Source organism: Maricaulis sp. (assembly GCF_048270265.1).
In the GTDB taxonomy this organism is placed as follows: Bacteria; Pseudomonadota; Alphaproteobacteria; order Caulobacterales; family Maricaulaceae; genus Maricaulis.
Map to the genome: position 1 here is coordinate 30,653 of NZ_JBLWTD010000011.1, position 22,383 is coordinate 53,035.

Genomic DNA, 22,383 nt, shown 5'->3' on the forward strand with positions numbered 1-22,383 from the left:
ATGCTTGAACCCCAAAACTGGTCCGCCGCCGACGCGGCCGCGCGCCGCGCCATGCTGCAACGCCCGGAGTCTACCGATACGGCCGGTGCCGCCGCGCGGGAAATCGTCGATGCGATTTATGCCGGCGGTGAGGCGGCCGTGCGCGATTATGCCGAGCGTCTCGATGCTTACGCCCCGGCGGACTTCCGCGTCGATGCTGCCGCCATCGCCGCTGCCCGCGCCGGTCTGGACGAGGCCGATGCCGAAGCCATCCTCGCCGCCGCCGACGCCGTGCGCCGTTTCCATGTCCGCCAGGGCTATGGCAGCTACAGCGTCGAGACCTGGCCCGGCGTGACGGCCTCGCGCCGTGCCACGCCCGTCGATGTTGCAGCGCTCTACGTGCCTGCGGGCAGCGCGCCGCTGGTCTCGACCCTGATCATGCTCGCCATCCCGGCCCAGCTCGCCGGCGTGCCGCGTATAGTTGTGGTGGCACCGCCCGCAGGGCCTGACGGGGTTGATCCGGTCCTGCTCGCCGCTGCAAGCCTGCTCGGACTGGATGCGGTCTATGCCATCGGCGGGGCGCAGGCGATTGCGGCGCTTGCCACGGGGGCAGCCGGTTTGCCGCGCGCTGACAAGATTTTCGGGCCGGGCAATGCGTATGTCGCCGCTGCCAAGGCCTATGTCGCCAGCCTGCCGGGCGGCCCCGCCGTGGATCTGCCCGCCGGGCCGAGCGAGGTTATGGTGATCGCCGATGCCAATGCCGATGCCGCATTCGTCGCCAGTGATCTTCTGAGCCAGGCCGAGCACGATGCGTCGGCGCAGGTCATGCTGGTCTGTTTCGATGCCGCGACGCGCGCGCGGATTGCCGCTGAAGTCGAGGCGCAGCTCTCAGCCCTGCCGCGCGCCGATATCGCCCGTCAGGCGATGCGCCACTCGCGGGCCATCCTGTGCGACAGCCTCGATGAGGCGGCCGAAATCGCCAATGCCTATGCCCCGGAACACCTGATCCTGCAGCTCGGCGAGGCGGAGGCCCTGGTGAGCCGCGTGCGCCATGCCGGTTCGATCTTTGTCGGGGCCTGGGCGCCGGAAGCGGCGGGCGATTATGCCGCCGGACCCAATCACACCCTGCCCACGGGCGGTGCGGCGCGGGCCCATGGCGGCGTCACGGTCGAGGCCTTCCAGAAGACCACCACCATATTGCGCGCCGGCAAGGCCGGCGCGGCGGCGATGGCACCGACGGTCGAGCGTCTGGCGGCCCTTGAGAGGTTGGCCGGGCACGAGACAGCGATGCGGCTGCGGCGCGAATGGGCCGAGGCCTGGCCGGATGATGTGTCCGGACCGCGTCTGCGTACCAGTGCCAAGCGCCGCAAGACCAAGGAGACGGATATCACCGTCGTCGTCGATCTCGACCGCGACGGGCCGAGCAAAATCTCGACCGGGATCGGCTATTTCGACCACATGCTCGACCAGATCGCCCGCCATGCCGGCATCGCCGTCACCATCGACGCGACCGGTGATCTGGAGATCGATGCCCACCACACGATCGAGGATGTTTGCCTGACGCTCGGCGAAGCCTTGCACGAGGCGCTTGGTGACAAGCGCGGCATTGCCCGTTTCGGCTTTGAACTGCCGATGGACGAGACGCGCGCCGGGGTCTGGATCGATCTGTCGGGGCGTCCCTTCGCCAAGTTTGAAGGCGCGATCCCGGGCGAGCGCGTCGGTGAATTCCCGGTCGAGATGGTGCCGCACGCTTTCCGCTCCCTGGCGGAATCCATGAAGGCGGCGATCCATGTCCGGGTCGAGGGCGAGAATGCCCACCACATGGTCGAGGGCTCGTTCAAGGCCTTCGGCCGGGCGCTGCGCCAGGCGGTGCGGATCGAGAGCGAGCGTCTGCCTTCGACCAAGGAATTCCTCGAATGAAGATCGGCGTCATCGATACCGGCTGCGCCAATCTCGCCTCGGTGCGTTTTGCGCTTGAGCGGGCGGGCCTGGACCATGTCGCGGCGGCGAAACCGTCCGGACTGGGCGATTGCGACCGCCTGATCCTGCCCGGCGTCGGCTCGGCCGCACCGGCCATGGCGCGCCTGACTGATCGTGGCTGGAGCGATCTGCTCCGCGGCGATGACCGGCCCTTGCTCGGCATCTGCCTGGGCATGCAGCTCCTGTTCAACCGATCCGAGGAGGGCGGCGTCGACGGGCTCGGCCTGATCGCTGGTGATGTTGTGCGCCTGCCGTGGGCCGAAGGTCTGGTCTGGCCGCATATGGGCTGGAACGAACTGGAAGAGCTCGACCCGAACGAGCCGCTTCTGGCGGGCATCGCGCCGGGCAGTCATGCCTATTTCGTGCACGGCTATTACGCCCCGCCGGGTCCGGCGACACGCGCCATTTGCGACTACGGCACGCCGGTCTCCGCCCTGGTCCGCAAGGACCATGTCGCCGGCTGCCAGTTTCACCCCGAACGCTCCGGCGCTGCCGGGGCCCGTATCCTGATGAATTTCGCCGGAGCCAGGCCATGATCCTCTATCCCGCCATCGACCTGCTCGAGGGCCGCGTCGTGCGCCTGCACAAGGGCGCCTTCGATGCCGTCACCGATTATGGCGATGACCCGGTCGCCGTCGCTGAAGCCTTTGGCGAGGCCGGGGCGAGCTGGGTCCATGTCGTCGATCTCGCCGGTGCCCGCGATGGTGCCCGGCGCCAGACCGAGACCATTCGCGAGATCTGCCAGACCGGGCTGCGGGTGCAGACCGGTGGCGGGGTGCGCTCGGCGGTGGATATCGAAAGCCTGCTGGCGATCGGGGTCGAGCGCGTCATCATTGGCTCGCTCGCCGTGACTGATGCGCCGCAAGTGCGCGAGTGGATTAATCAATATGGTTCCCAGAGCATCACGCTGGCGCTGGACGTCAAACGCCTCGGCGGCAGCTACCGGCCGGCCCTGCAGGGCTGGACCGATATGATGATGACCACCTTGCCCGAAGTGATCGCCGCCTATGACGGTTCGGGGCTCAAACACGCCCTGGTCACCGATATCAGCCGCGATGGCGATCTGTCGGGTCCCAATCTGGCGCTCTATGCCGATCTGCTCGAACGCCACCCGCAGATCGGCTGGCAGGCGTCGGGCGGCGTCTCCTCGCTGGCGGATCTGGAGGCGGTGCGCGAACTGGGCATGGCCGGGGCGATCACCGGCAAGGCGCTCTACGAGGGTATTTTCACGCTGAAAGAGGCGCTGGCATGCTCGCAAAACGGATAATTCCCTGCCTCGATGTGCGCGATGGCCGCGTGGTCAAGGGCGTGCGCTTTCGCGATCACGAGGATGTCGGCGGGATTGTCGACCTCGCCCGCCGCTATGCGGCAGAGGGCGCTGACGAGCTGGTCTTCTACGACATCGCCGCCAGCACGCGCGGGCAGACGGTTGAGCCCGCCTGGGTCACGGCTGTGGCTCGCGAGCTGGATATTCCCTTCTCTGTCGCCGGTGGTATCCGCTCGGTCGATGATGCGCGGGCGCGCCTGTTTGCCGGGGCCGACAAGATCTCGGTCAATTCACCGGCGCTGGAAAACCCCGGCCTGATCGACGCGCTGGCGGCGGAGTTTGGCTGCCAGTGTGTTGTGCTCGGCGTCGACAGCCGCCGTATCGAGGGCGAGTGGCAGGTGCACCAATACACCGGCGATCCCGACAAGACGCAGCTCTCGCGGCGCCGGACGCTGGAGTGGATTGCCGAGGGGATTGATCGCGGGGCCGGCGAGGTCGTGCTCAATTGCATGGACCAGGACGGGGTGCGCGAGGGCTATGATATCGAACAGCTTGCAGCGGCGCGGGCCGTGTGTTCCACAGCTTTGATTGCTTCAGGCGGTGCGGGCAGCAAAGAAGACTTCAAATCCGTCTTCAATGCCGCCAATGTCGACGGTGCGCTGGCCGCCAGCGTGTTTCACAAACAGGTCCTCGGGATCGGCGAATTGAAAGCCTGTCTCGGCCAAGCGGGTATCAGGGTAAGGACATGATCGACACGAATTCCCTGGACTGGGCCAAGGGTGACGGGCTGGTTCCCGCCATCATCCAGGACGCGGCGACCCGCCAGGTCCTGATGCTGGGCTATATGAATGCCGAGGCTTTGCAGCTGACGCAGGAAACGAAAAAAGTCCATTTTTTCAGCCGCTCACGGCAATCCCTTTGGAAAAAGGGCGAAACCTCCGGGCTCAGTTTCAAACTGGTCAATATCACGCTCGATTGCGACCAGGACACGCTGCTGGTCGAGGTCAAGCCGAAGGGCGCCGCCTGCCATAACGGCACGGTCAGCTGTTTCGGCGATGATCCGGGCCCGGGCCTGGGTTTCCTGGCCCATCTGCGCGCGATCATCAAGAAGCGCAAGAAGGACAAGCCCAAGGGCTCCTATGTCGGCAATCTGATGGCCAGGGCGCCGAAACGCCCGGCCCAGAAGGTCGGCGAGGAGGGCGTGGAAGTTGCCCTGGCTGCCGTCTCGGAGAGCCGCGCTGCCGTGGCCGAGGAATCGGCTGATCTGATGTTCCACCTGCTGGTCCTGCTGGAATCGCGCGATCTCAGCCTGGACGATGTCGTTGCCGTGCTGCGCAAGCGTCACGCCGTGCGCGCGGCGCAATAAGCCGCCTCACGTTTCGATGATGGCTGTTGCGCTGAGGCGCAACGGTCTAGGCTGGGTCCATCAATGTGGGCGACCGGATCGCCGCGCACCGTTTTGGGGGATTCCATGAAACACCTGCTGCTCGCCGGCCTCGCCGGCCTTGCCCTGACCGCCTGCAGCCAGGCGCAGGATTATTTTCCTGCCGCTGGCGACGCCGATTGGGAGCGCCGCGATCCGGCCACGCTTGGCTTTGACGTGCCGGCGCTTGAAGCCGCCATCGATTTCGCCGTCACCCATGAAACCCGTGCCCCGGAGGCTTGGGGCGAGGGCATTGATGCGCGTGACCTGGAAGTCATGGTGCCGCTGACCTGGGCCTATGAGCCTCATTCCAGCCCGATCGGTGAATTGCGCCCGCGCGGCGGCCCGGCCGGCATCATCATCCGCAATGGCTATATCGTCGCCGAATGGGGCGATCTCGAGCGCGTCGACATGACATTTTCGGTCTCCAAGAGCTTTCTGAGCCATGTCGTCGGCCTCGCCGTTGATGACGGTCTGATCGAGGATGTGTCCGCGCCGGTCTCCGATCTGGTCGAGGATCCGCTCTTCCACACCGAGCACAATACGCCCATCACCTGGGACCAGATGCTGCGCCAGACCTCGGGCTGGTCTGGCACTCTGTGGGACAAGCCGGACTGGGCCGATCGCCCGTCGCGCGACAATCCCGCCAGCGACCTGGTCGCCGGCCCGCCGGTGCCCGGTGCGGCCTGGGAATACAATGATGTCCGCGTCAATGCGCTGGCCCTGGCGGCCCTGCATGTCTGGCATGAACCGCTGGCGCAAGTGCTCGACGAGCGCATCATGACGCCGATCGGTTCGTCCGGCTCCTGGGAGTGGCAGGGCTACAAGAATAGCTGGGTCGAGCTGGAGGAAGACGAGGAGCTTTACTGGTCGGTTTCCGGCGGTGGCCATTGGGGCGGCGGCATGATGCTCTCCGCCTATGACCAGGCCCGTTTCGGCCTTCTGGGCCTTAATCGCGGCAATTGGGACGGCACGCAATTGCTCTCCGAAGCCTGGTATGAGCGCTCGCTGACACCCACCGATGTCGCGCCGTTTTACGGCTATATGAACTTCTTCCTCAATCGCCCCGATGTCGAAGGCGCCGCAATCGCCGTGCCGTCAGCGCCGGCCAGCAGCTTCGCCTATCTCGGCGCCGGCACCAACATGATCTATATCGACCCGGAACACGATATCGTCGCCGTGGTGCGCTGGATCGATAGCGGTGAGCGCAATGGCTTTATCGAGCGGCTGATGGCGGCGGTGGCGGAGTAGGGAGTGGCTAAGCCTCCGGCGGCTCGACCTTGGCCTTGCCGGGGCGCGGCTTTTTTTGGCGCGACAGGCGTTCGGTGATCAGCGCGATAGGCAGATCGCTGACGGCTTTCAGGCCGGCGATGCTCGAGGCTGTCTGGACGCCGCGCCAGACGCCCATCATCAGTTCCTGGCGCATGCGCACATGCCCGCCCTGGGAGGGCTCCTCGATCTGGTCGAGCCGGGTCAATGACCACAGGCCGATCACGGTGGCGGCGAGGAAGTAGAAGTCCCAGCGCGTGACGTCGAAGGCGTGGATGGCGGTATCGCCGCCCGGCGCACTCCAGTTCACCGTCAGCGAGAATTCGTAATTGGCCAGCACGTCGGCATAGAGACCGCCAATGATCGGCGCCGTACCAGCGGCAATCGCGGTAAAGGCGGCGCACAGGGCGAGATGGCGTGTCGCGCCCGTGGAGGGCGAAAGCGCATTGGCCATATTGCCCGAGGCGAGGGTGACGCCGGCGGTCGCGACACCGGTCAGGATATGGATCACCACCAGCAGGGGCATGGTGAAATAATGCCGCTCCGGCAGGCTGGTGAAGGTCCAGGCGAAGATGCAGGCGATGAAGAGCGGCGCCGCAAATTGCAGCACGCGCTTGTTGGAATAACGGTCGGCCAGCGAGCCGAACGTGCCGGTCACCAGCGCATTGGCGCCCTGGCTCAGTGCGGTGAGCACCATCACCGTTGTCAGGTCGAGGCCGAGCTGACGGAGCATCTGCACCGCAAAGAAGGGGGCGGCGAGATTGCTGGCGAAATTCCACGAGAACAGGAAGGCGACCAGGCGGCGGAAATTCTTTTCCTTCAACGGCGAGAACAGGCCGGACTTCTGGTCGGCGGTCTCGGTCAGGGGCAGGGGCGTCGGCTCGGGGATCTGCGCCATGGCGAGGCTTTCCAGCACACCGCTGATCGTCGCCAGGATCAGCAGGGCCGAATAGGCGTAGAGCACGGGCAGGCCGGTCAGCGCGGCCCAGTGGTCGACGAAGACGCCGCCGGCGAGAGCTGCGATCGCCGCCATGATTGTCATCCAGGTCAGGCGCCGGGCCGAGAACACGCCGCGGCGTTCCGGTGGCAGGAAATCACGTACCCAGCTGTTCCAGGCACACCCCGCAATGGCCCCGAAAATATAGCGGATGGCAAAGGCCACCACGAGCAGCAGCAGGGCGAGCGGGCCGGGATGGACCAGGGCGGCCCCGGCGGCGACGAGCAGGAAGAGCCGGCTCGCCAGGGTCAGCGATACGGCCATGAGGCGTCGGCTGGCGATGCGCTCGACCAGATAGACGGCCGGCAATTGCGCCAGCTGGGTGAGAGAGGGAATGGCCGCGAGGACCCCGATCACCAGATTGGAGGCGCCCAGGCTCAGCGCATAGGCGGTGAGGAAAACGCCGATCGAGAGCGTCTCCATGATCTTGAAGAACATGCCGTTGCGCACATACCATTTCAGTCCGGCATCGCGGTCTGCATCGGTGAGCTGCGATGTCGGGAACATCGGCGGGTCCTTGGCGCTGTGAATTCCGGCAAGCGGATAAAGGCCGCATATCACCAAGATCTGCCCCGCGCACCCGAATTGACAGGCGCGCCGCGGCGGTTTGCCGAATTGCCAGCGCCGCCGAATTGTCGTTGGATCACATGGAACGCGCTGCGGGACCGAGCCGGATCATGACGATTTTCAACGACATGGCGCACGCCCTCTCGCTCGCCCTCGACGCGGCGCTGATGCAGCGCAGCGCGTTCGAGACGCTCGCGGCGGAGCCGCGTATCGCGCTGGCCGCCCTGATCGTGCCGCTGATTGCCGGTGCATCGGAAATGCTGGGCAAGGCCTATGTGCTTGCCGCCCAGAAGGTCGGGCGCTGGCGCATGCTGGCCAGTCTGGCCCTGACGGGCCTGGTCTATCTGCTCGGCGTCGTGGTCTGGGGCATCAGCGCGCATTTCCTGCTGGGCCTCGCCGGTGATCAACCGGTCTCCGAGGCCGTCCTCGCCGGCACCATCGCGCTGGGTTATGCGCCGCGCCTGCTGAGCGTGCTGACGCTGGCGCCCTATTACGGCGAATTGCTCGACCGCGCGCTCGATGGCTGGACCTTTGTCTGTATTGGCTGGGGATTCTGGGTGGTGATTGGCGGGCCGCTGGGCCTGGTGATCGCCTGCGCCGCTGCTGGCTGGCTGGTGAGCGCCGCAGTGCGCCATTACGGCGGGCGGCTCACCGAACCGCTCCTGCGGCGTCTGCGTCTGGTGACGCCGGGAGGCGGGCATGCTTGAGGACGCGCTCGCCTGGCTGCTGCTGAGCGGCCTGATCGCCTTCATCCTGGCCAGCACCCTCGCGCCGCTGGAAACGCTGCGCTGGTGGGCGCGGCAACCGGCGCTGGAGCGTGAGACGCCTGCCGAGCCGGAGGGGGAGGCCGCTGGTGCTCCGCGCCATTTCATTGTCTATCTCGGCGGGATTGATCGTATCAGCGGTACGTCCAACTCCCGGCGCGAGCAGCGCTTTCTTGACGCCCTGTGCGAAGGCGTGCCGGAGGCCGTGCTGGTCGATACGGTCTTTCCCTACGCCGCTTCGGGGATTCCGCTCCTGCACGGGCCGCGCCTGTTCAGCTGGCTATGGCGCGCGATTGATGCCGCTCCACCGGACCAGCGCCGGCCCTTGCTGGCCAATCTCGTCAATGCGCGCAATTTCTTCCAGGTGCTGGTCTCCGCCGACCGGCGCTACGGCCCGGTCTTCAATCTCGCCCTGGCCGGCCTGATCCAGGAACGGCTGCGCGCGGCGGGTTGGCGGCCGCACCGCGATTCCCGGCTGACGTTGATCGGCCTGAGCGGCGGGGCGCAGATGGCGGCCGGCGCGGCGGAGGATCTGGCGGATATCTTCGATGGTCCGATCCAGCTGATCTCGATTGGCGGTGTCATCGCCTCGACGCCGGGGCTCAACCGGCTGGCGCGGATCGATCATCTCGCCGGCAGTGCCGACCAGGTCGAGGCCGCCGGTGCCATCGCCTTTCCGGCGCGATGGGGTCTGGCGGCGGGTTCGGAATGGGCGATGGTGCGCCGTTCCGGCCGGCTCAACCGCATCAGGCTGTCGGGCGTTACCCATAACGGTCCGCGCGGCTATTTCGGCGGAGCGCGCCATGGCGGGCGGCCACAATGGGAGGAGACGCTGGAGATTGTGCTCGACTGCCTCAGGCGTTTCGAACGCGGCGAAGGGCGAGGCGCTAACCCGCCGGCGCGAAGCGCTCCGTCATCACATGGCGATCACCCGGATGGGTCAGACGGGCGAGGGTGACGACGGCGTCGCCCTGGAAGGTCCGACGCTCGAGCACCAGGCAGGCGTCGCCGGTATCGATATCGAGCCGGGAGGCCAGCCGCGCATCGGCATTGATCGCCGAGACGGTGTGTTCCGCCGCAGTCCAGGGCGTCGCTGCCAGCAGCCAGGCGCCGGGCGCCGTCGCGTTGAAATCCTGTTCGGCCGCTTCGGGCAATAGCGCCAGATTGATCCAGCGCTCCTCCAGTTCGACAACATCGCCATCGGCGGTATGGCGGCAGACCAGATGCTGCAGCGGTGTGCCGGGTTTGACGCGCAGGCGACCGGCCCGCTCGGCGCTGGCGGCGACCCGCTCATTGGTCAGGCATTGATAGCCATAATCCTGGCCGCGCGCCGGTATGGCCGCCGACATGTCGACGATCTCCAGCATTGCCGAAGGCGAGGTGGGCAGGGCGACGAAACTGCCGGCCCGGCGGCGGCGCACGATCAACCCGTCTTCGGTCAGCTCACGCAGGGCGCGATTGACGGTCATCCGCGCGGTGCCGAAATGCCGGGCGAGATCGGCCTCGGCCGGGATGCGGTGGCGCGGTGGCCAGATGCCGGAGCGGATATTGGCCAGGATGGCGCGGCGAATCTGGTCATAGACCGGGCCCGTGCCGTCAAGCCTGAGATCGCCGGCCCAGTCACTCATTGATCGATGGCCTGCCGGATATCGAGCATGGCGGTGCGGTAGGCGGTCTCGATGCGGTCACGGGTGAGGGCACGGCCCTCGCGCACGACGCACTGGCCGCCGACATAAACCTCGCGCACCAGACGGCTGTCGCCGCAGAACAGCCAGCTGTCCAGCCGCGCATCCTCGGCGCGCCCGACGAGGGTCGGGTGATGCTCGTCGAGGATGACGAAGTCGGCGCGCTGCCCGGGCTCGATCCGCCCCGAGGGCTGTTGCAGCGCCTGGTTACTGCCCGCCAGCGCCGCATCGAACAGGCGCCGGCCGGTAGAGCCGCCGGGCCGGGCGAGGACATTGCGCCGCTGGGCCTGCAGCCGCTGGCCGTATTCCAGCAGGCGGATATCCTCGGCCAGATCGATGCGGATATGGCTGTCGGAGCCGATGCCGATACGGCCGTGATCGGCCAGGTAGGCGCTGGCATTGAATAAACCATCGCCGAGATTGGCCTCTGTCAGCGGGCAAAGCCCTGCGACCGCGCCGGAGGCGGCGAGCCTGGCGGTCTCGGCCGGCGTCATGTGGGTGGCGTGGATCAGGCACCAGCGTTCATCGACGCTCTGCGTATCGAACAGATATTCGACCGGACGTTGGCCGGTCGCGGCGAGGCAGTCATCGACCTCTTTTTGCTGTTCGGCGGCGTGGATATGCACCGGGCCCGCCTCGCACATTGGCAAAATGGCGGCGATCTCGGCGGCCGAGACGGCGCGCAGTGAGTGGGGTGCGATGCCGAGCACCGCATTATCGATCTTCGCCATATGGCGCTTGGCGGAGGCGAGGATATCGTCGAAATGGTCGAGCGTGTTGATGAAGCGGCGCTGGCCGTGGCTGGGCGGCATCTCGCCGAAATTGGAATGGCGATAGAGCACGGGCAGCAGGGTCAGCGCGATCCCCGTTGCGCCGGCGGCAGCGCAGATGCGCCCGGCCATCTCGCCGATATCGCCATAGGGCTGGCCGTGCTCGTCATGGTGGAGGTAGTGGAACTCCCCGACCGAGGTGAAACCGGTCTCGAGCATTTCGCAATAGACCAGCGCCGCCATCGCCTCGACATGGTCGGGGGTCAGATTGTCGTTGAAGGCATACATGATCTGGCGCCAGGACCAGAAACTGTCCTCACCCGGACCGCGCCGTTCCGACAGGCCGGCCATGCCGCGCTGAAAGGCGTGGGAGTGGACATTGGCCATGCCGGGGACCGCGACACCGAGGCGGGTGGCATCGGGACCGGGCGGTGTGTCAGGGCTGATACTGGCGATGCGGCCGTTCGCATCGACCGTGATCTCGACATTGCGCGCCCAGCCATCGGGCAGAAGAATCTCGGCAAAGTGAAATTCGGACATTGGCAGGCCTCCCGGCTGGACAGACTCAGGCACGCGATTTAATTGTATAGACAAATACGCGGAATTGAAGGGCCATTCAATGCGTTTCGACCGATTGCTGACCCATGCACGCCTCGCCACCATGGTGCCCGGTGCCGTTCCATATGGCGCCTTGCTCGATGCCGCGATCGGGATTCGCGATGGCCGTATCGCCTGGATCGGGCCGATGGCCGAGGTGCCGGAAACAGCCCTTGAAACCGATAATCTCGAAGGCCGCTGGGTGACGCCCGCCCTAGTCGATTGCCACACGCATCTGGTCTTCGCCGGTGACCGGTCCGACGAGTTCGAGCGCCGCCTGGCCGGCGAGAGCTATGCCGAGATTTCCCGCTCCGGCGGCGGTATCCGCAAGACGGTCGAGGCGACGCGCAAGGCGGGCGCGGCCGAGCTGGCCGGCGGGGCGCTGTCGCGGCTCGATGCGCTCTCGGCGGAAGGTGTCGGCACGATCGAGATCAAGTCCGGCTATGGCCTCACCTTCGAGAGCGAGCTGGCCATGCTCAGGGCCGCGCGTTCGCTTGGACTGGTGTCCGGCCTGCGCGTTTCGACCACGCTGCTGGCGGCGCATTCGATACCGGTCGAATATGAAGGCCGGTCCGGTGCCTATATCGACCAGGTCTGCATCCCCTTGATCCGCGAAGCTGCGCGCGAGGGGCTGGCCGATGCGGTCGATGCCTATTGCGAGACCATCGCCTTCTCGCCGGAGGAAATCCGGCGCCTGTTTATCGCCGCCAAGGCGGCTGGCCTGCCGGTGAAACTGCATGCCGACCAGCTTTCCGACACGGGTGGCGCGAAACTCGTCGCCGAATTTGACGGCCTGTCGGCGGACCATCTCGAATTCACCAATGCCGAGGGCATCGCCGCCATGGCGAAGGCCGGCACGGTGGCCGTGATCCTGCCGGGCGCCTTTTACGGCATCGGCGAGACGCAAAAGCCGCCTATTGCGGCCCTGCGCGAGGCCGGCGTGGCGATGGCCGTGGCCACCGATGCCAATCCGGGCACTTCGCCGATGGTGTCCCTGCTGACGGCGGCCAATATGGCCTGCAATCTGTTTGGCCTGACGGTCGAGGAGGCGCTGGCCGGCGTCACCCGTGAGGGGGCGAGGGCGCTGAGTTTGCAGGCTGAAATCGGGACGCTGGAACAGGGCAAGCGCGCCGATCTGGCGATCTGGGATGTGGAACGTCCGGCAGAGATTATTCAATGGATCGGATTGCGGCCGCTGCATGGCCGTATCCTCGGAGGAGAATGGCTGTGAGCGCGATCATCATCAAACCGGGCCGGATGGTGCTCGCTGACTGGCAGGCGATCTATAATGGCGCTGCCGCCACGATCGACACGGCGGCGCGCGCCGGCGTCGATGCCGCCGCGACTACCGTGGAAGCGCTGATCGCCTCGGGCCGCGCCGTCTATGGTCTCAATACCGGTTTCGGCAAGCTGGCCCAGACCCGTATCGCCAATGACGAGCTGGCCGTGTTGCAGGAACGCCTGGTGCTCTCGCACGCCGCAGGGATAGGCGAGGCGTTGCCGGCGAATGTCGTGCGGCTGATCCTGGCGCTGAAGATTGCCAGTCTCGGACGCGGCGCGTCGGGTCTGCGCTGGTCGACGCTGAAATCACTGGAAGACCTGCTCACCCATGACGTGCTGCCGGTGATCCCGGCCCAGGGCTCTGTTGGCGCCTCGGGCGATCTGGCACCGCTGGCGCATATGAGCGCGGCGCTGATCGGTCATGGCGAGGCCTTCTGGCGTGGCGAGCGTCTGCCCGCTGCCGAGGCGCTCAAACGCGCCGGGCTCGAACCGGTCAAGCTGGGCCCCAAGGAAGGCCTGGCCCTGCTCAACGGCACCCAGACCTCGACGGCGCTGGCGCTCGCTGCCCTGTTCGGCATCGAGGCCGGTTTCAAGGGCGCGCTGGTCTCCGGGGCGATGAGCCTGGACGCGGCCAAGGGCTCGGTCGCGCCGTTTGATCCACGGATCCACGAATTGCGCGGCCATCAGGGCCAGATCGATGTCGCCGCCGCGCTGCGCGGTCTGGCCGAGGGCAGCGAAATCCTCGCCAGCCATGCGGTGTGCGAGAAGATCCAGGACCCGTATTGCCTGCGTTGCCAGCCGCAGGTGATGGGCGCTGTGCTCGATCTTCTGCGCCAGGCCGGCCGCACGCTCGAGATCGAGGCCAATGCGGTCACCGACAATCCGCTGATCTTCACCGATACAGGTGAGGCGATCTCCGGTGGCAATTTCCACGCCGAGCCGGTCGCCTTTGCCGCCGACCAGCTGGCCATGGCGGCCTGCGAGATCGGCTCGATCTGCGAGCGCCGCATCGCGCTTTTGACCGACCCGGCCGTCAGCGGCCTGCCGGCTTTCCTGACCCCCAATCCGGGCATCAATTCCGGCTTCATGATCGCGCATGTCACGGCGGCCGCCCTGGTCTCGGAGAACAAGCAGAAAGCCTATCCGGCCAGCGTCGATTCCATTCCGACCAGCGCCAACCAGGAAGACCATGTCTCGATGGCGACGCATGGGGCGGTGCGTGCGCTGAAAATGGCGGAAAATCTCCACGCCATTGTCGGTATTGAGGTGCTCTGCGCCGCGCAGGGGACCGATTTCCATGCGCCGGACCTGTCCTCGGACCCGCTGGAGGCGGCCAAGGCGATCTTGCGGCGGCATGTGGCTCCCTATGGCGATGACCGCTATTTTGCGACAGATATTGCCGCGGCGCGCGACCTGGTCGCCAATGGTTATCTGGTCGCGGAAGCCGGTGATTTGCCCGGGGTGGTATAATGGACGTGTATACGCTTGCAGCCGGCACCAGCCCGCTGGTGGTTTCAATGCCGCATTCCGGGCTCGCCCTGAGTGATGGCCTGGCCGAACGGCTGACGCCCGAGGCGGCGAGCCTGCCGGATACGGACTGGGATGTGCCGCAGCTCTACGACTTCCTCGATGAGTTGGGCGCTGCGACCATCCGCGCGAACTATTCGCGCTATGTCGTTGATCTCAATCGCCCCCCGAACAATACCTCGCTCTATCCCGGCCAGGCGACGACCGGCCTGGTGCCGCTGACCCTGTTTGACGGATCGCCGGTCTATCGCGAGGGCCAGGAGCCCGACGAGGACGAGCTGGAAGCGCGGCGTACCGATTATCACGACCCTTATCACAAGGCCCTGACCGAACTTCTGGTCGAGACCCGGATGGAGCATGGCTTTGCCCTGCTGTGGGATGCGCATTCGATCGCGGATGAGGTTCCGCGGCTGTTTGAGGGCATTCTGCCGGATCTCAATCTCGGCACGGTGGGCGGCGAAAGCTGCGATCCGACGATCGAGCGCGCGGCGCTGAAGGCGATGATGGATCACGAGGAATACGCCTCGATCGTCAATGGCCGTTTCCGCGGCGGCTTCATCACCCGCGCCTATGGCCGACCCAACCAGAATGTCCACGCCGTACAGATGGAACTGGCTCAATCGGCCTATCTCGACATGGACACCAAGGCCTTCGACGAGACCAAGGCGGCCGTGTTGCGCCAGGCGTTGAAGGACACCATGGCGGCCGCCCTGCGGGCCGCGGAAATCATGTATTCAGGAGAAGTGAGATGACCTCGACCCGGCTCGACAATGCGCGCGTGATCCGTGCCAAGCGCGGCAATGAACTCGACGCTCTGAGCTGGGCCACAGAAGCGCCCTTGCGCATGCTGATGAATAATCTCGACCCTGAAGTCGCCGAGAAACCGGAAGAGCTGGTCGTCTATGGCGGCATCGGCCGTGCTGCCCGCGACTGGGAGAGCTTTGACCGCATCGTCTCCACCCTGAAGCGCCTGAAAGATGATGAGACCCTGCTGGTCCAGTCCGGCAAGCCGGTCGGTGTCTTCCAGACCCATTCCAGTGCGCCGCGCGTGCTGATCGCCAATTCCAATCTGGTACCGCACTGGGCGACCTGGGAGCATTTCCGCGAGCTCGATAAAAAGGGTCTGATGATGTACGGCCAGATGACGGCCGGTTCCTGGATCTATATCGGCAGCCAGGGCATTGTGCAGGGCACTTACGAGACCTTTGTCGAGGCGGGCCGCCAGCATTATGGCGGCGATCTGACCGGCAAATGGATCCTCACCGGCGGGCTTGGCGGCATGGGCGGTGCCCAGCCGCTCGCGGCAACCATGGCAGGCGCTTCCATGCTGGCGGTCGAATGCCAGCCGAGCCGGATCGAGATGCGTCTGAAGACCGGCTATCTCGACAAACAGGCCAGCGATCTCGACCAGGCTCTGGAAATGATTGACGAAGCCTGCAAGGCGGGTGAGGCCGTCTCGGTCGGGCTGCTTGGCAATGCGGCGGAGATTTTTCCCGAACTCGTCAAGCGCGGCGTCCGTCCCGATATCGTCACCGACCAGACCTCGGCGCATGATCCGGTCAATGGATATCTTCCGCTTGGCTGGAGTCTGGACAAGTGGGAATCCATGCGGGTTTCCGATCCTGACGCCGTCTCGAAAGCCGCCAAGGCATCGATGGCGATCCAGGTCGAGGCGATGCTGGCCTTTCACAAGGCGGGCATTCCCACGGTCGATTACGGCAATAATATCCGCCAGATGGCCTTCGACGAGGGCGTCACTAAGGCGTTCGATTTCCCCGGTTTCGTGCCGGCCTATATCCGCCCGCTCTTCTGCCGCGGCGTCGGGCCCTTCCGCTGGGTCGCCCTGTCGGGAGATCCCGAGGATATCTACAAGACCGACGCCAAGGTGAAGGAACTCATCCCCGACAATCCGCATCTCCACCGCTGGCTCGACATGGCCCGCGAGCGCATCCAGTTCCAGGGCCTGCCGGCACGGATCTGCTGGGTCGGCCTGGGCGAGCGTCACCGGTTGGGTCTGGCCTTCAACGAGATGGTGCGTAGCGGTGAGCTGAGTGCCCCCGTGGTGATCGGCCGTGATCATCTCGACAGCGGTTCAGTGGCCAGTCCCAATCGCGAAACCGAAGCCATGCAGGACGGCTCCGACGCCGTCGCCGACTGGCCGATCCTCAACGCCATGCTCAACACCGCCTCCGGCGCCACCTGGGTCTCGCTGCATCATGGCGGCGGGGTCGGCATGGGCTATTCCATCCATTCCGGCCAGGTCGTCCTCGCCGACGGCACGGACGAGGCCGGGGTGCGCGTCGGACGGGTCTTGTGGAATGATCCGGCGACGGGCGTGATGCGCCATGCCGATGCGGGCTATGAGATCGCCAGGGAATGCGCAGCTGTGCAGGGGCTGGATCTGCCGAGCGTGGAGTAGGGGCGTTCGGGCCGCAATGATCCGATTTCTCGCCTGGATATGGACTCTGACGTCCGTCGTGTTGGCGATCGCTTTCGGCTGGCTCTTCGTGACGGTTTACTGGAGCAACCGCGCCTGCTTCGACGAGAACGGCCGCTGCTTCGTTGACGGTGTTGTCCATCACGATACGAGTTTCATCTATGTCTGGATCGCCTTGCTGGCGGCCGTGTCCGCGCTGGCCGGGGTAGTTGTCACCAGACGGGGCGGCGGTCTGTGAGGTAGGTATCCGTCTGGATGCGGCGGCGAGGGACGTGTACCTCTGGTACGCGTCCCCGGGGCAGACTCCCGTTGCCGCTATCGACGGGCGCTTTCGCCTGAAGGCAGTTTTCCCATGGGACGCGTACCAGAGGTACACGTCCCTCGCGAGACGCTGTGTCTCAGTACAAACAGCTCTTCAGGCTGAACTCCGCTGGCCTGCCGGCTGACAAGCGATCAATGCCCTGGTGTCTGCAAGGGCGCTTTTCCTCAACGGCGATGAACTGAATTATGTGAAATGGTGAGCACTGTCTGCCAGTCTGCCATCGTCGCGCGAGGAGGCGTGGAGCCGCCTGCAGGCTGGCGATTTCGCGATGGCAGGGGCATGGCAGCCTGTCACCGACTGTCATTCATTGCTCCGGTCAGCGGCAATCCTGACGCGGGCAGTCTTCATGGGCCAACAATGTCAAAGAGCGATGCGCGCCCGATTATGGCGCAGCCAGGGTGGGGGCGGATAAGTCGGGTGGTGCCCCTGTATTCTCGCGAGACGTTGCGCCTTGAGACAAGCAGCCCTTGAGGCTGGAATAATCCATTCATCGCTTGCCGAGATTCCGTCACCGGGGTTCCATACCGTCAAGGCGCATGCCCGCTACGCGGCGCCGGAGGCGGCCTTGACGGTATGGAACCCCGGTGGCCCACTGGCTGACAAGCGATCAATGGATTGGCCCGGGCCAGGGCGCCGTTCCTGAAGGACAGGAACCAAAGGTACCTGCCGCTCCCTGGTGGGATGACATTCGCGCGTCGGCTCACTAGAACAGGCCGCAACGAATCCCCATACCGGAGCCGCCCATGTCATCCCCCGATTTCTACACCGACCTCGCCGCCGAACTGAAACAGATCGAGGCCGACGGGCTGTACAAGCGCGAGCGCATCATCACCTCGGAGCAATTCTCCGAAATCGACGTGAATTCAGACGGTTCCAGTCATCACGTCATCAATTTTTGCGCCAATAACTATCTCGGCCTGGCCAATCGGCCCGAGCTGATCCAGGCGGCGAAGGATACGCTCGACAGCCATGGTTTCGGCCTTGCCTCGGTTCGCTTCATCTGCGGCACCCAGGACATCCACAAACAGCTCGAGGCCAAGATCGCCGACTTCACCGGCTGTGAGGACGCCATCCTTTATGCGGCGGCGTTTGACGCCAATGGCGGCGTGTTCGAGCCCCTGCTCGGGCCTGAGGATGCGATCATTTCCGACGCGCTCAATCATGCCTCGATCATTGACGGCGTGCGCCTGTGCAAGGCGAAGCGCTATCGCTATGCCAATTCCGACATGGCCGATCTCGAGGTGCAGCTGAAACAGGCGCGGGCCGATGGCGCGCGGCATGTCCTGATCGTCACCGATGGCGTGTTCTCGATGGATGGCTATATCGCCAAGCTCGCCGAGATCGTCGCCCTGGCGAAGCAATACAAGGCCCTGACCATGGTCGATGATTGCCATGCCCACGGCTTCATGGGCGCGCGCGGCCGCGGCACGCCGGAGCATTGCGGTGTGTTCGGCCAGATCGACATCATCACCGGCACGCTCGGCAAGGCGCTCGGCGGCGCGATGGGCGGATTTACCGCCGCGCGGCAGGAGGTGATCGACATGCTGCGCCAGCGCTCGCGGCCCTATCTCTTCTCCAATTCCCTGGCTCCGGCCATTGTCGGCGCCTCGCTGAAGGCCTTCGACATGGTCGCCGAGGGCGATGATCTGCGCGCCCGCCTGTTCGACAATGCCCGCCGTTTCCGCGCCGGCATGTCTGCCGCCGGTTTCGACCTGCTGGAGGGCGAACACCCGATCATTCCGGTCATGCTCGGCGACGCCAAACTGGCCCAGGACATGGCCCGCAAGCTGATGGGCGAGGGCGTCTATGTCACCGGCTTCTTCTTCCCCGTCGTCCCCAAGGGCAAGGCCCGCATCCGCACCCAGATGAGCGCCGCCCATACGCCGGAGATGATTGATCGCGCCGTGGCGGCCTTTACCAAGGTGGGTAAGGAATTGGGGGTTATCTAGCGGGGCGGGGCATGTTCCCAGGATATGCGCCCCGGCCCAATGGCCGCCTGTTTTGCTGATTGAGTCCTGCCGGGTTCCGGGCAATGGTTTGCGTCGAGTCCCGGGGGGCGCTTGCGCATGAGTTCCAGTTCCAGAATACCGGCCCGCCTCGCGGTGCTGAATCTCATCACCTATATCGCCATGCTTGGTTCGGGTGTGGTGCTCCTGCTGTTGCCGGCCGTCAGCGGACTTCTCTCCATCCATCCCTATGCCGCAGCACCGGTGGCGGTCCTGCTCGCGATCAATGTGATGGTGCTGGGTGTCTGCGCCGCTGCCCTGCAGTTCAAGGCCGGGCCGGCATGGTGGTGCGTCTATATTGTTTCTGCCGCCAATGTCGCGGTCTGGCTGACCGTCGCTCTCGATCTCGCCCTGATCTGGCAGGTGGTGGAGCAGCAGAGATGGGACCGGGCCTGGCTGGCCGGCCTGTTCCTCCCTGCAGCTTGTCTGAGCTGGGTCGGGCTCGTGCTCAGCGGTGATCCCAAACCGGTGATTGATACTGAGGCCGTGATCGACGCGACGCTCCACCCGGAGCCGGAGGCCGTCGAACCTGCTGCCCCGCCGCTCCTCAAACGGCTGGTAAAGCTTCTGGGCTATGGCGTCCGGCTGGCGGTTCTGGCCATCTGCGTGGTGCAATTATTCATCCTCGCGGCGGGTCTGATCTTTGCGGTCTACGCCGTGATGAGCGCAATCCTGTTCAATGACCAGGTGATCTCCCCCCGCCAAATGGGCGCGACGCTGGCCGCGGTCCGCGACGCCTTCCTCCAGCGCTACACGCAAGCCGCGCTGCCCATTGCGAAAACGACCCTGATCTATGTCGCGGGCTTTATCGCGCTGGTGGTCACCATTGTGCCGGTCACGATCGCCATCGGGGCTGGCTTCAACGCGGTGAACGGCAAGCGCGAAGCCCTGCCGCAAGCGAAACGGGCATGGGTCGAAAGCTCGGCGCGGGAGATGATGCACTGGCTCTCCGGGCGTCCGCGCAAGCCGTGGGGCGGGCTCATCGTCGTGCCTGTCCTGATGGTCATTTTCCTCTTGGGCCCCGCGATGTTGAGCGTGCCGAGCTGGTGGCTGGCCGAATGGATGAACGGGGTCTTGTTTCCGCCCCAGATTGAATTCTTCCGGGAGCGGCCCGGAGGCTTCGGGATCGCCGCCGGCGGCATTGCCGGCTTTTTTGCGTTCGGGCTTTTGGCCATCGCGGGGACGCAATTGCTGCCCGGTCTCAAGGATTATTGGGCGTCGATGAACCGCAAGCGCGCGGAGCTGCAGCCGGCCCTCATGCTGCAGGAGGCACTGGGCGCGTTGGACAGCGCCGCCCGCAAGGGCTGGTATTCAATGACAGAGCCCTTCGATCCGGAGGCGTTCCTGCACCGATGGCTGAGGCGCAGCGTCAATGCGGCCAACAGGATCCTGCTCGTCTCCCTGCCGGTCATTCTGGCGCTGACGATTGTCGACGCCCTTTGGTTCCGAAGCTGGGGCGAAGCCGGGCTGCGGCAATCGGGGCCTTTCGAGTTCGTCGTCCACAATCGCGCCTATGCCGATGCCAGCCGGGTTGAAACCAGCTGCAGCCTGCACCAGGACGAGGATAATGGCCCGCAGGCGCGAGCCGATTATGTCATCGTGTTCGCGGAGGGCCGCCGGTTCAGTTTGCGCCGGCGTCTCAACCCGCCGCATCTTGAGCGCCTTGAGCGGATCGACCAGGCCCTGCGTGCGGCAGGCGTCCCCGTTGTCGAACTGACCGGCAGCGATCAGGACGGGGAGGAACGGGCGGCCTGCTATGCGCGGCTCCGCGGCCAGTACGCCGGGGACGGTGCGCGGCTGGTCGAAATCCTCACCGGTACTGAAACTTGACTGCCCACACCCCCCCCCAGGAGCCCGCCATGCAAGTCATCAATGAAGTCCTGCCCACCGACCCCAAACAGATCGAGGAGATGATGCAGCCCGGTCCTGCCGGGCCGGTCTTCATGGTCAATCTGCTGAAATTCAGGGACAGGGCCGAATATGCCGACGGGCGCGAGACCACGCTGACCGGGCGCGAGGCGTATAATATCTATGGCAAGGCGATCATGAAGGTCCTGCCGGAGTTTGGCGGCAAGCTGGTCTTCGTGGGCAATACGACCTTTCTCGCCCTCGGCCAGGTCGAGGAACTCTGGGATGAGGTCGCGATCATCATGTATCCCGATCGCGGCGCGCTTTTGCGCATGTCGCTCTCGCCGGCCTGGCAGGCGATCGCGGTGCATCGCGAAGCCGGTCTCAAGGGCCAGCTCAATATCGAGACGGTGATGCCGCCGGCCCTGCTGGCGGGTCTCGCCAAGGGAGCAGGCGCCTAGCTAGCTGGCGGTCTGGAATTCCAGATCGAAGACGATGAATTCGGCGGGGCGTAGCACGGCCAGCCCGACCTGGACTCGCACCGTGTTCGTCTGGATATCGGTCGCCGTCATGGTCTGCCCCAGCCCGCACCGGACCCAGAAACCCTCCCGCGGCGTGGCACCGGAGAGGGCGCCCTCACGCCAGAGCCCGGTCAGGAAATCGGTCACATCACGCTCGATTGTTTCCCACAGGGCCTGGTTGCTGGTTTCAAACAGATAGTTCGCCGTTGCGGCCGTCAGGGAGGCCTCGGTCCAGCGCACCAGACGGCGCACCGGCAGGTAGCGCCATTCGGTATTGTCCGACAGGGTTCGCGCGCCCCAGACGGTGGCGGCGCCCTGCAGCGGGCGGATGGCGTTGATGTTCGCCTGGTTCATGGCCTCGAGCCGGCTGGTGGGCAGGTCGCGGGCGGTGAAACCGTTCAGTGTCGCGTTCAGCCCGGCCGGAGCCTGCCAGACGCCCTCGGCGGCATCGGTGCGGGCGATCAGGCCGGCAATGGCGGCGCCGGGCGGGGTGAGCACGCCATTGGCGTCGGTCAGCCAGGGCGCCCAGGCGGCGATGTCGGGATCATTGAGGCCGAGCAAGGATCGCCAGACGGCATAGTCCGGCGCATTGTCGGGTGCTTCCACGAGGAGCTGGGCGAAATGCTGCCGCGCCAGCCGCGCGCCGCCGGCATAGAGGCGGGAGAGCCGGGCCGGATCTCCGGCCAGATGCTCCGCGGCTCCAACCAGCAGGAGCAGGTTGAAATCGGGGACACCGTCGCGGGCCAGGCCTGCCAGGGCGGCGGCATGATCGGGCACGCCATCCTTGTCGGCTCCGGCCTGGACCAGGACGAGATCGCTGCCGCCCTGGGCGAAGAAATCATCGACCGGCCCCTGGGCACGGTCGAAGCCCGCCGGCGCGTTTGTATTGCTGCACCGGCCGATCGCGCCGGTGCCCAGCGTGCTCGAGAATGCGCCGATAAACAGCGCGGTGCTGGTCGGCAGGCCGGCAATGGGGCTGGCCGTTGGCAGTTCCTGGACATAGACGCCGGGACCTCGCGGGCGGGGGCGACGCTGGATCATGGCTCCGGCCTGGGGCGTGGCCAGCAACAGGGTTCCGGCGCCGGCCGAAAGGAGAAGTTCGCGTCTGTTCATGGTCACGGTCCCGTCCGGTGCAAATCATCG

General features: G+C 65.6%; 20 protein-coding genes. 16 read left to right on the top strand and 4 right to left on the bottom strand.

What is annotated here, in order from left to right:
- The 6 genes from hisD (at nucleotide 1) to ACN0YF_RS07845 (ending at nucleotide 5,900) form a co-directional block, all read left to right on the top strand.
- Nucleotides 1-1,899 carry a histidinol dehydrogenase gene (hisD, locus tag ACN0YF_RS07820; RefSeq protein ID WP_417493949.1) on the top strand — a complete coding sequence of 633 codons (1,899 nt, stop codon included), beginning with the start codon at nucleotides 1-3 and terminating at the stop codon, nucleotides 1,897-1,899.
- Nucleotides 1,896-2,495, top strand: a complete 600-nt coding sequence (gene hisH / locus ACN0YF_RS07825; protein ID WP_417493950.1) for an imidazole glycerol phosphate synthase subunit HisH — start codon at nucleotides 1,896-1,898, stop codon at nucleotides 2,493-2,495. The genes hisD and hisH overlap by 4 nt, the downstream gene beginning before the upstream one ends.
- Entirely contained in the window at nucleotides 2,492-3,226 is a 735-nt protein-coding gene (gene hisA, locus ACN0YF_RS07830) for a 1-(5-phosphoribosyl)-5-[(5-phosphoribosylamino)methylideneamino]imidazole-4-carboxamide isomerase (protein ID WP_417493951.1), read from the top strand. The genes hisH and hisA overlap by 4 nt, the downstream gene beginning before the upstream one ends.
- Nucleotides 3,208-3,975, top strand: coding sequence for an imidazole glycerol phosphate synthase subunit HisF (gene hisF / locus ACN0YF_RS07835; RefSeq protein WP_417493952.1), 768 nt, complete (start codon nucleotides 3,208-3,210; stop codon nucleotides 3,973-3,975). The genes hisA and hisF overlap by 19 nt, the downstream gene beginning before the upstream one ends.
- On the top strand, nucleotides 3,972-4,592 hold the full coding sequence (hisIE, locus tag ACN0YF_RS07840) for a bifunctional phosphoribosyl-AMP cyclohydrolase/phosphoribosyl-ATP diphosphatase HisIE (protein ID WP_417493953.1): 621 nt from the start codon (nucleotides 3,972-3,974) through the stop codon (nucleotides 4,590-4,592). Before hisF ends, hisIE begins: the two co-directional genes overlap by 4 nt.
- A gap of 105 nt (nucleotides 4,593-4,697) precedes the next feature.
- Nucleotides 4,698-5,900, top strand: a complete 1,203-nt coding sequence (locus ACN0YF_RS07845; RefSeq protein ID WP_417493954.1) for a serine hydrolase domain-containing protein — start codon at nucleotides 4,698-4,700, stop codon at nucleotides 5,898-5,900.
- Nucleotides 5,901-5,907: 7 nt separating this feature from the next.
- Here the strand turns inward: ACN0YF_RS07845 and ACN0YF_RS07850 are convergent, their stop codons facing one another.
- Nucleotides 5,908-7,422: an MFS transporter gene (locus tag ACN0YF_RS07850; protein ID WP_417493955.1), complete on the bottom strand. Its 1,515-nt coding sequence runs from the start codon at nucleotides 7,420-7,422 to the stop codon at nucleotides 5,908-5,910.
- 140 nt (nucleotides 7,423-7,562) lie between these two features.
- On the opposite strand from ACN0YF_RS07850, the gene ACN0YF_RS07855 reads away from it, so the two are divergent.
- Both ACN0YF_RS07855 and ACN0YF_RS07860 read left to right on the top strand, forming a co-directional pair.
- Entirely contained in the window at nucleotides 7,563-8,189 is a 627-nt protein-coding gene (locus ACN0YF_RS07855) for a hypothetical protein (protein ID WP_417493956.1), read from the top strand.
- On the top strand, nucleotides 8,182-9,204 hold the full coding sequence (locus tag ACN0YF_RS07860) for a hypothetical protein (protein ID WP_417493957.1): 1,023 nt from the start codon (nucleotides 8,182-8,184) through the stop codon (nucleotides 9,202-9,204). The genes ACN0YF_RS07855 and ACN0YF_RS07860 overlap by 8 nt, the downstream gene beginning before the upstream one ends.
- Here ACN0YF_RS07860 and hutC read toward each other — a convergent pair.
- A complete protein-coding gene (hutC, locus tag ACN0YF_RS07865) occupies nucleotides 9,134-9,874 on the bottom strand; it encodes a histidine utilization repressor (protein WP_417493958.1) in 741 nt (246 codons plus the stop codon). The genes ACN0YF_RS07860 and hutC overlap by 71 nt on opposite strands.
- Nucleotides 9,871-11,241, bottom strand: coding sequence for a formimidoylglutamate deiminase (locus ACN0YF_RS07870; protein WP_417493959.1), 1,371 nt, complete (start codon nucleotides 11,239-11,241; stop codon nucleotides 9,871-9,873). Before ACN0YF_RS07870 ends, hutC begins: the two co-directional genes overlap by 4 nt.
- A 79-nt stretch (nucleotides 11,242-11,320) precedes the next feature.
- On the opposite strand from ACN0YF_RS07870, the gene hutI reads away from it, so the two are divergent.
- The 8 genes from hutI (at nucleotide 11,321) to ACN0YF_RS07910 (ending at nucleotide 21,180) form a co-directional block, all read left to right on the top strand.
- Complete coding sequence (hutI, locus tag ACN0YF_RS07875; protein WP_417493960.1) at nucleotides 11,321-12,529, top strand: imidazolonepropionase; 1,209 nt, start codon at nucleotides 11,321-11,323, stop codon at nucleotides 12,527-12,529.
- Nucleotides 12,520-14,049, top strand: coding sequence for a histidine ammonia-lyase (hutH, locus tag ACN0YF_RS07880; RefSeq protein WP_417493961.1), 1,530 nt, complete (start codon nucleotides 12,520-12,522; stop codon nucleotides 14,047-14,049). The genes hutI and hutH overlap by 10 nt, the downstream gene beginning before the upstream one ends.
- Nucleotides 14,049-14,858, top strand: coding sequence for an N-formylglutamate deformylase (hutG, locus tag ACN0YF_RS07885; protein ID WP_417493962.1), 810 nt, complete (start codon nucleotides 14,049-14,051; stop codon nucleotides 14,856-14,858). The genes hutH and hutG overlap by 1 nt, the downstream gene beginning before the upstream one ends.
- A complete protein-coding gene (hutU, locus tag ACN0YF_RS07890) occupies nucleotides 14,855-16,525 on the top strand; it encodes a urocanate hydratase (protein ID WP_417493963.1) in 1,671 nt (556 codons plus the stop codon). The genes hutG and hutU overlap by 4 nt, the downstream gene beginning before the upstream one ends.
- Before the next feature lie 16 nt (nucleotides 16,526-16,541).
- Nucleotides 16,542-16,781: a hypothetical protein gene (locus ACN0YF_RS07895; protein WP_417493964.1), complete on the top strand. Its 240-nt coding sequence runs from the start codon at nucleotides 16,542-16,544 to the stop codon at nucleotides 16,779-16,781.
- Between the two features lie 827 nt (nucleotides 16,782-17,608).
- Complete coding sequence (kbl, locus tag ACN0YF_RS07900) at nucleotides 17,609-18,814, top strand: glycine C-acetyltransferase (protein ID WP_417493965.1); 1,206 nt, start codon at nucleotides 17,609-17,611, stop codon at nucleotides 18,812-18,814.
- Between the two features lie 117 nt (nucleotides 18,815-18,931).
- Complete coding sequence (locus tag ACN0YF_RS07905) at nucleotides 18,932-20,701, top strand: hypothetical protein (RefSeq protein WP_417493966.1); 1,770 nt, start codon at nucleotides 18,932-18,934, stop codon at nucleotides 20,699-20,701.
- A gap of 29 nt (nucleotides 20,702-20,730) precedes the next feature.
- A complete protein-coding gene (locus ACN0YF_RS07910) occupies nucleotides 20,731-21,180 on the top strand; it encodes a DUF1330 domain-containing protein (protein ID WP_417493967.1) in 450 nt (149 codons plus the stop codon).
- Here the strand turns inward: ACN0YF_RS07910 and ACN0YF_RS07915 are convergent, their stop codons facing one another.
- Entirely contained in the window at nucleotides 21,181-22,353 is a 1,173-nt protein-coding gene (locus ACN0YF_RS07915) for a phage tail sheath family protein (protein ID WP_417493968.1), read from the bottom strand.
- Nucleotides 22,354-22,383: the final 30 nt, after the last annotated feature.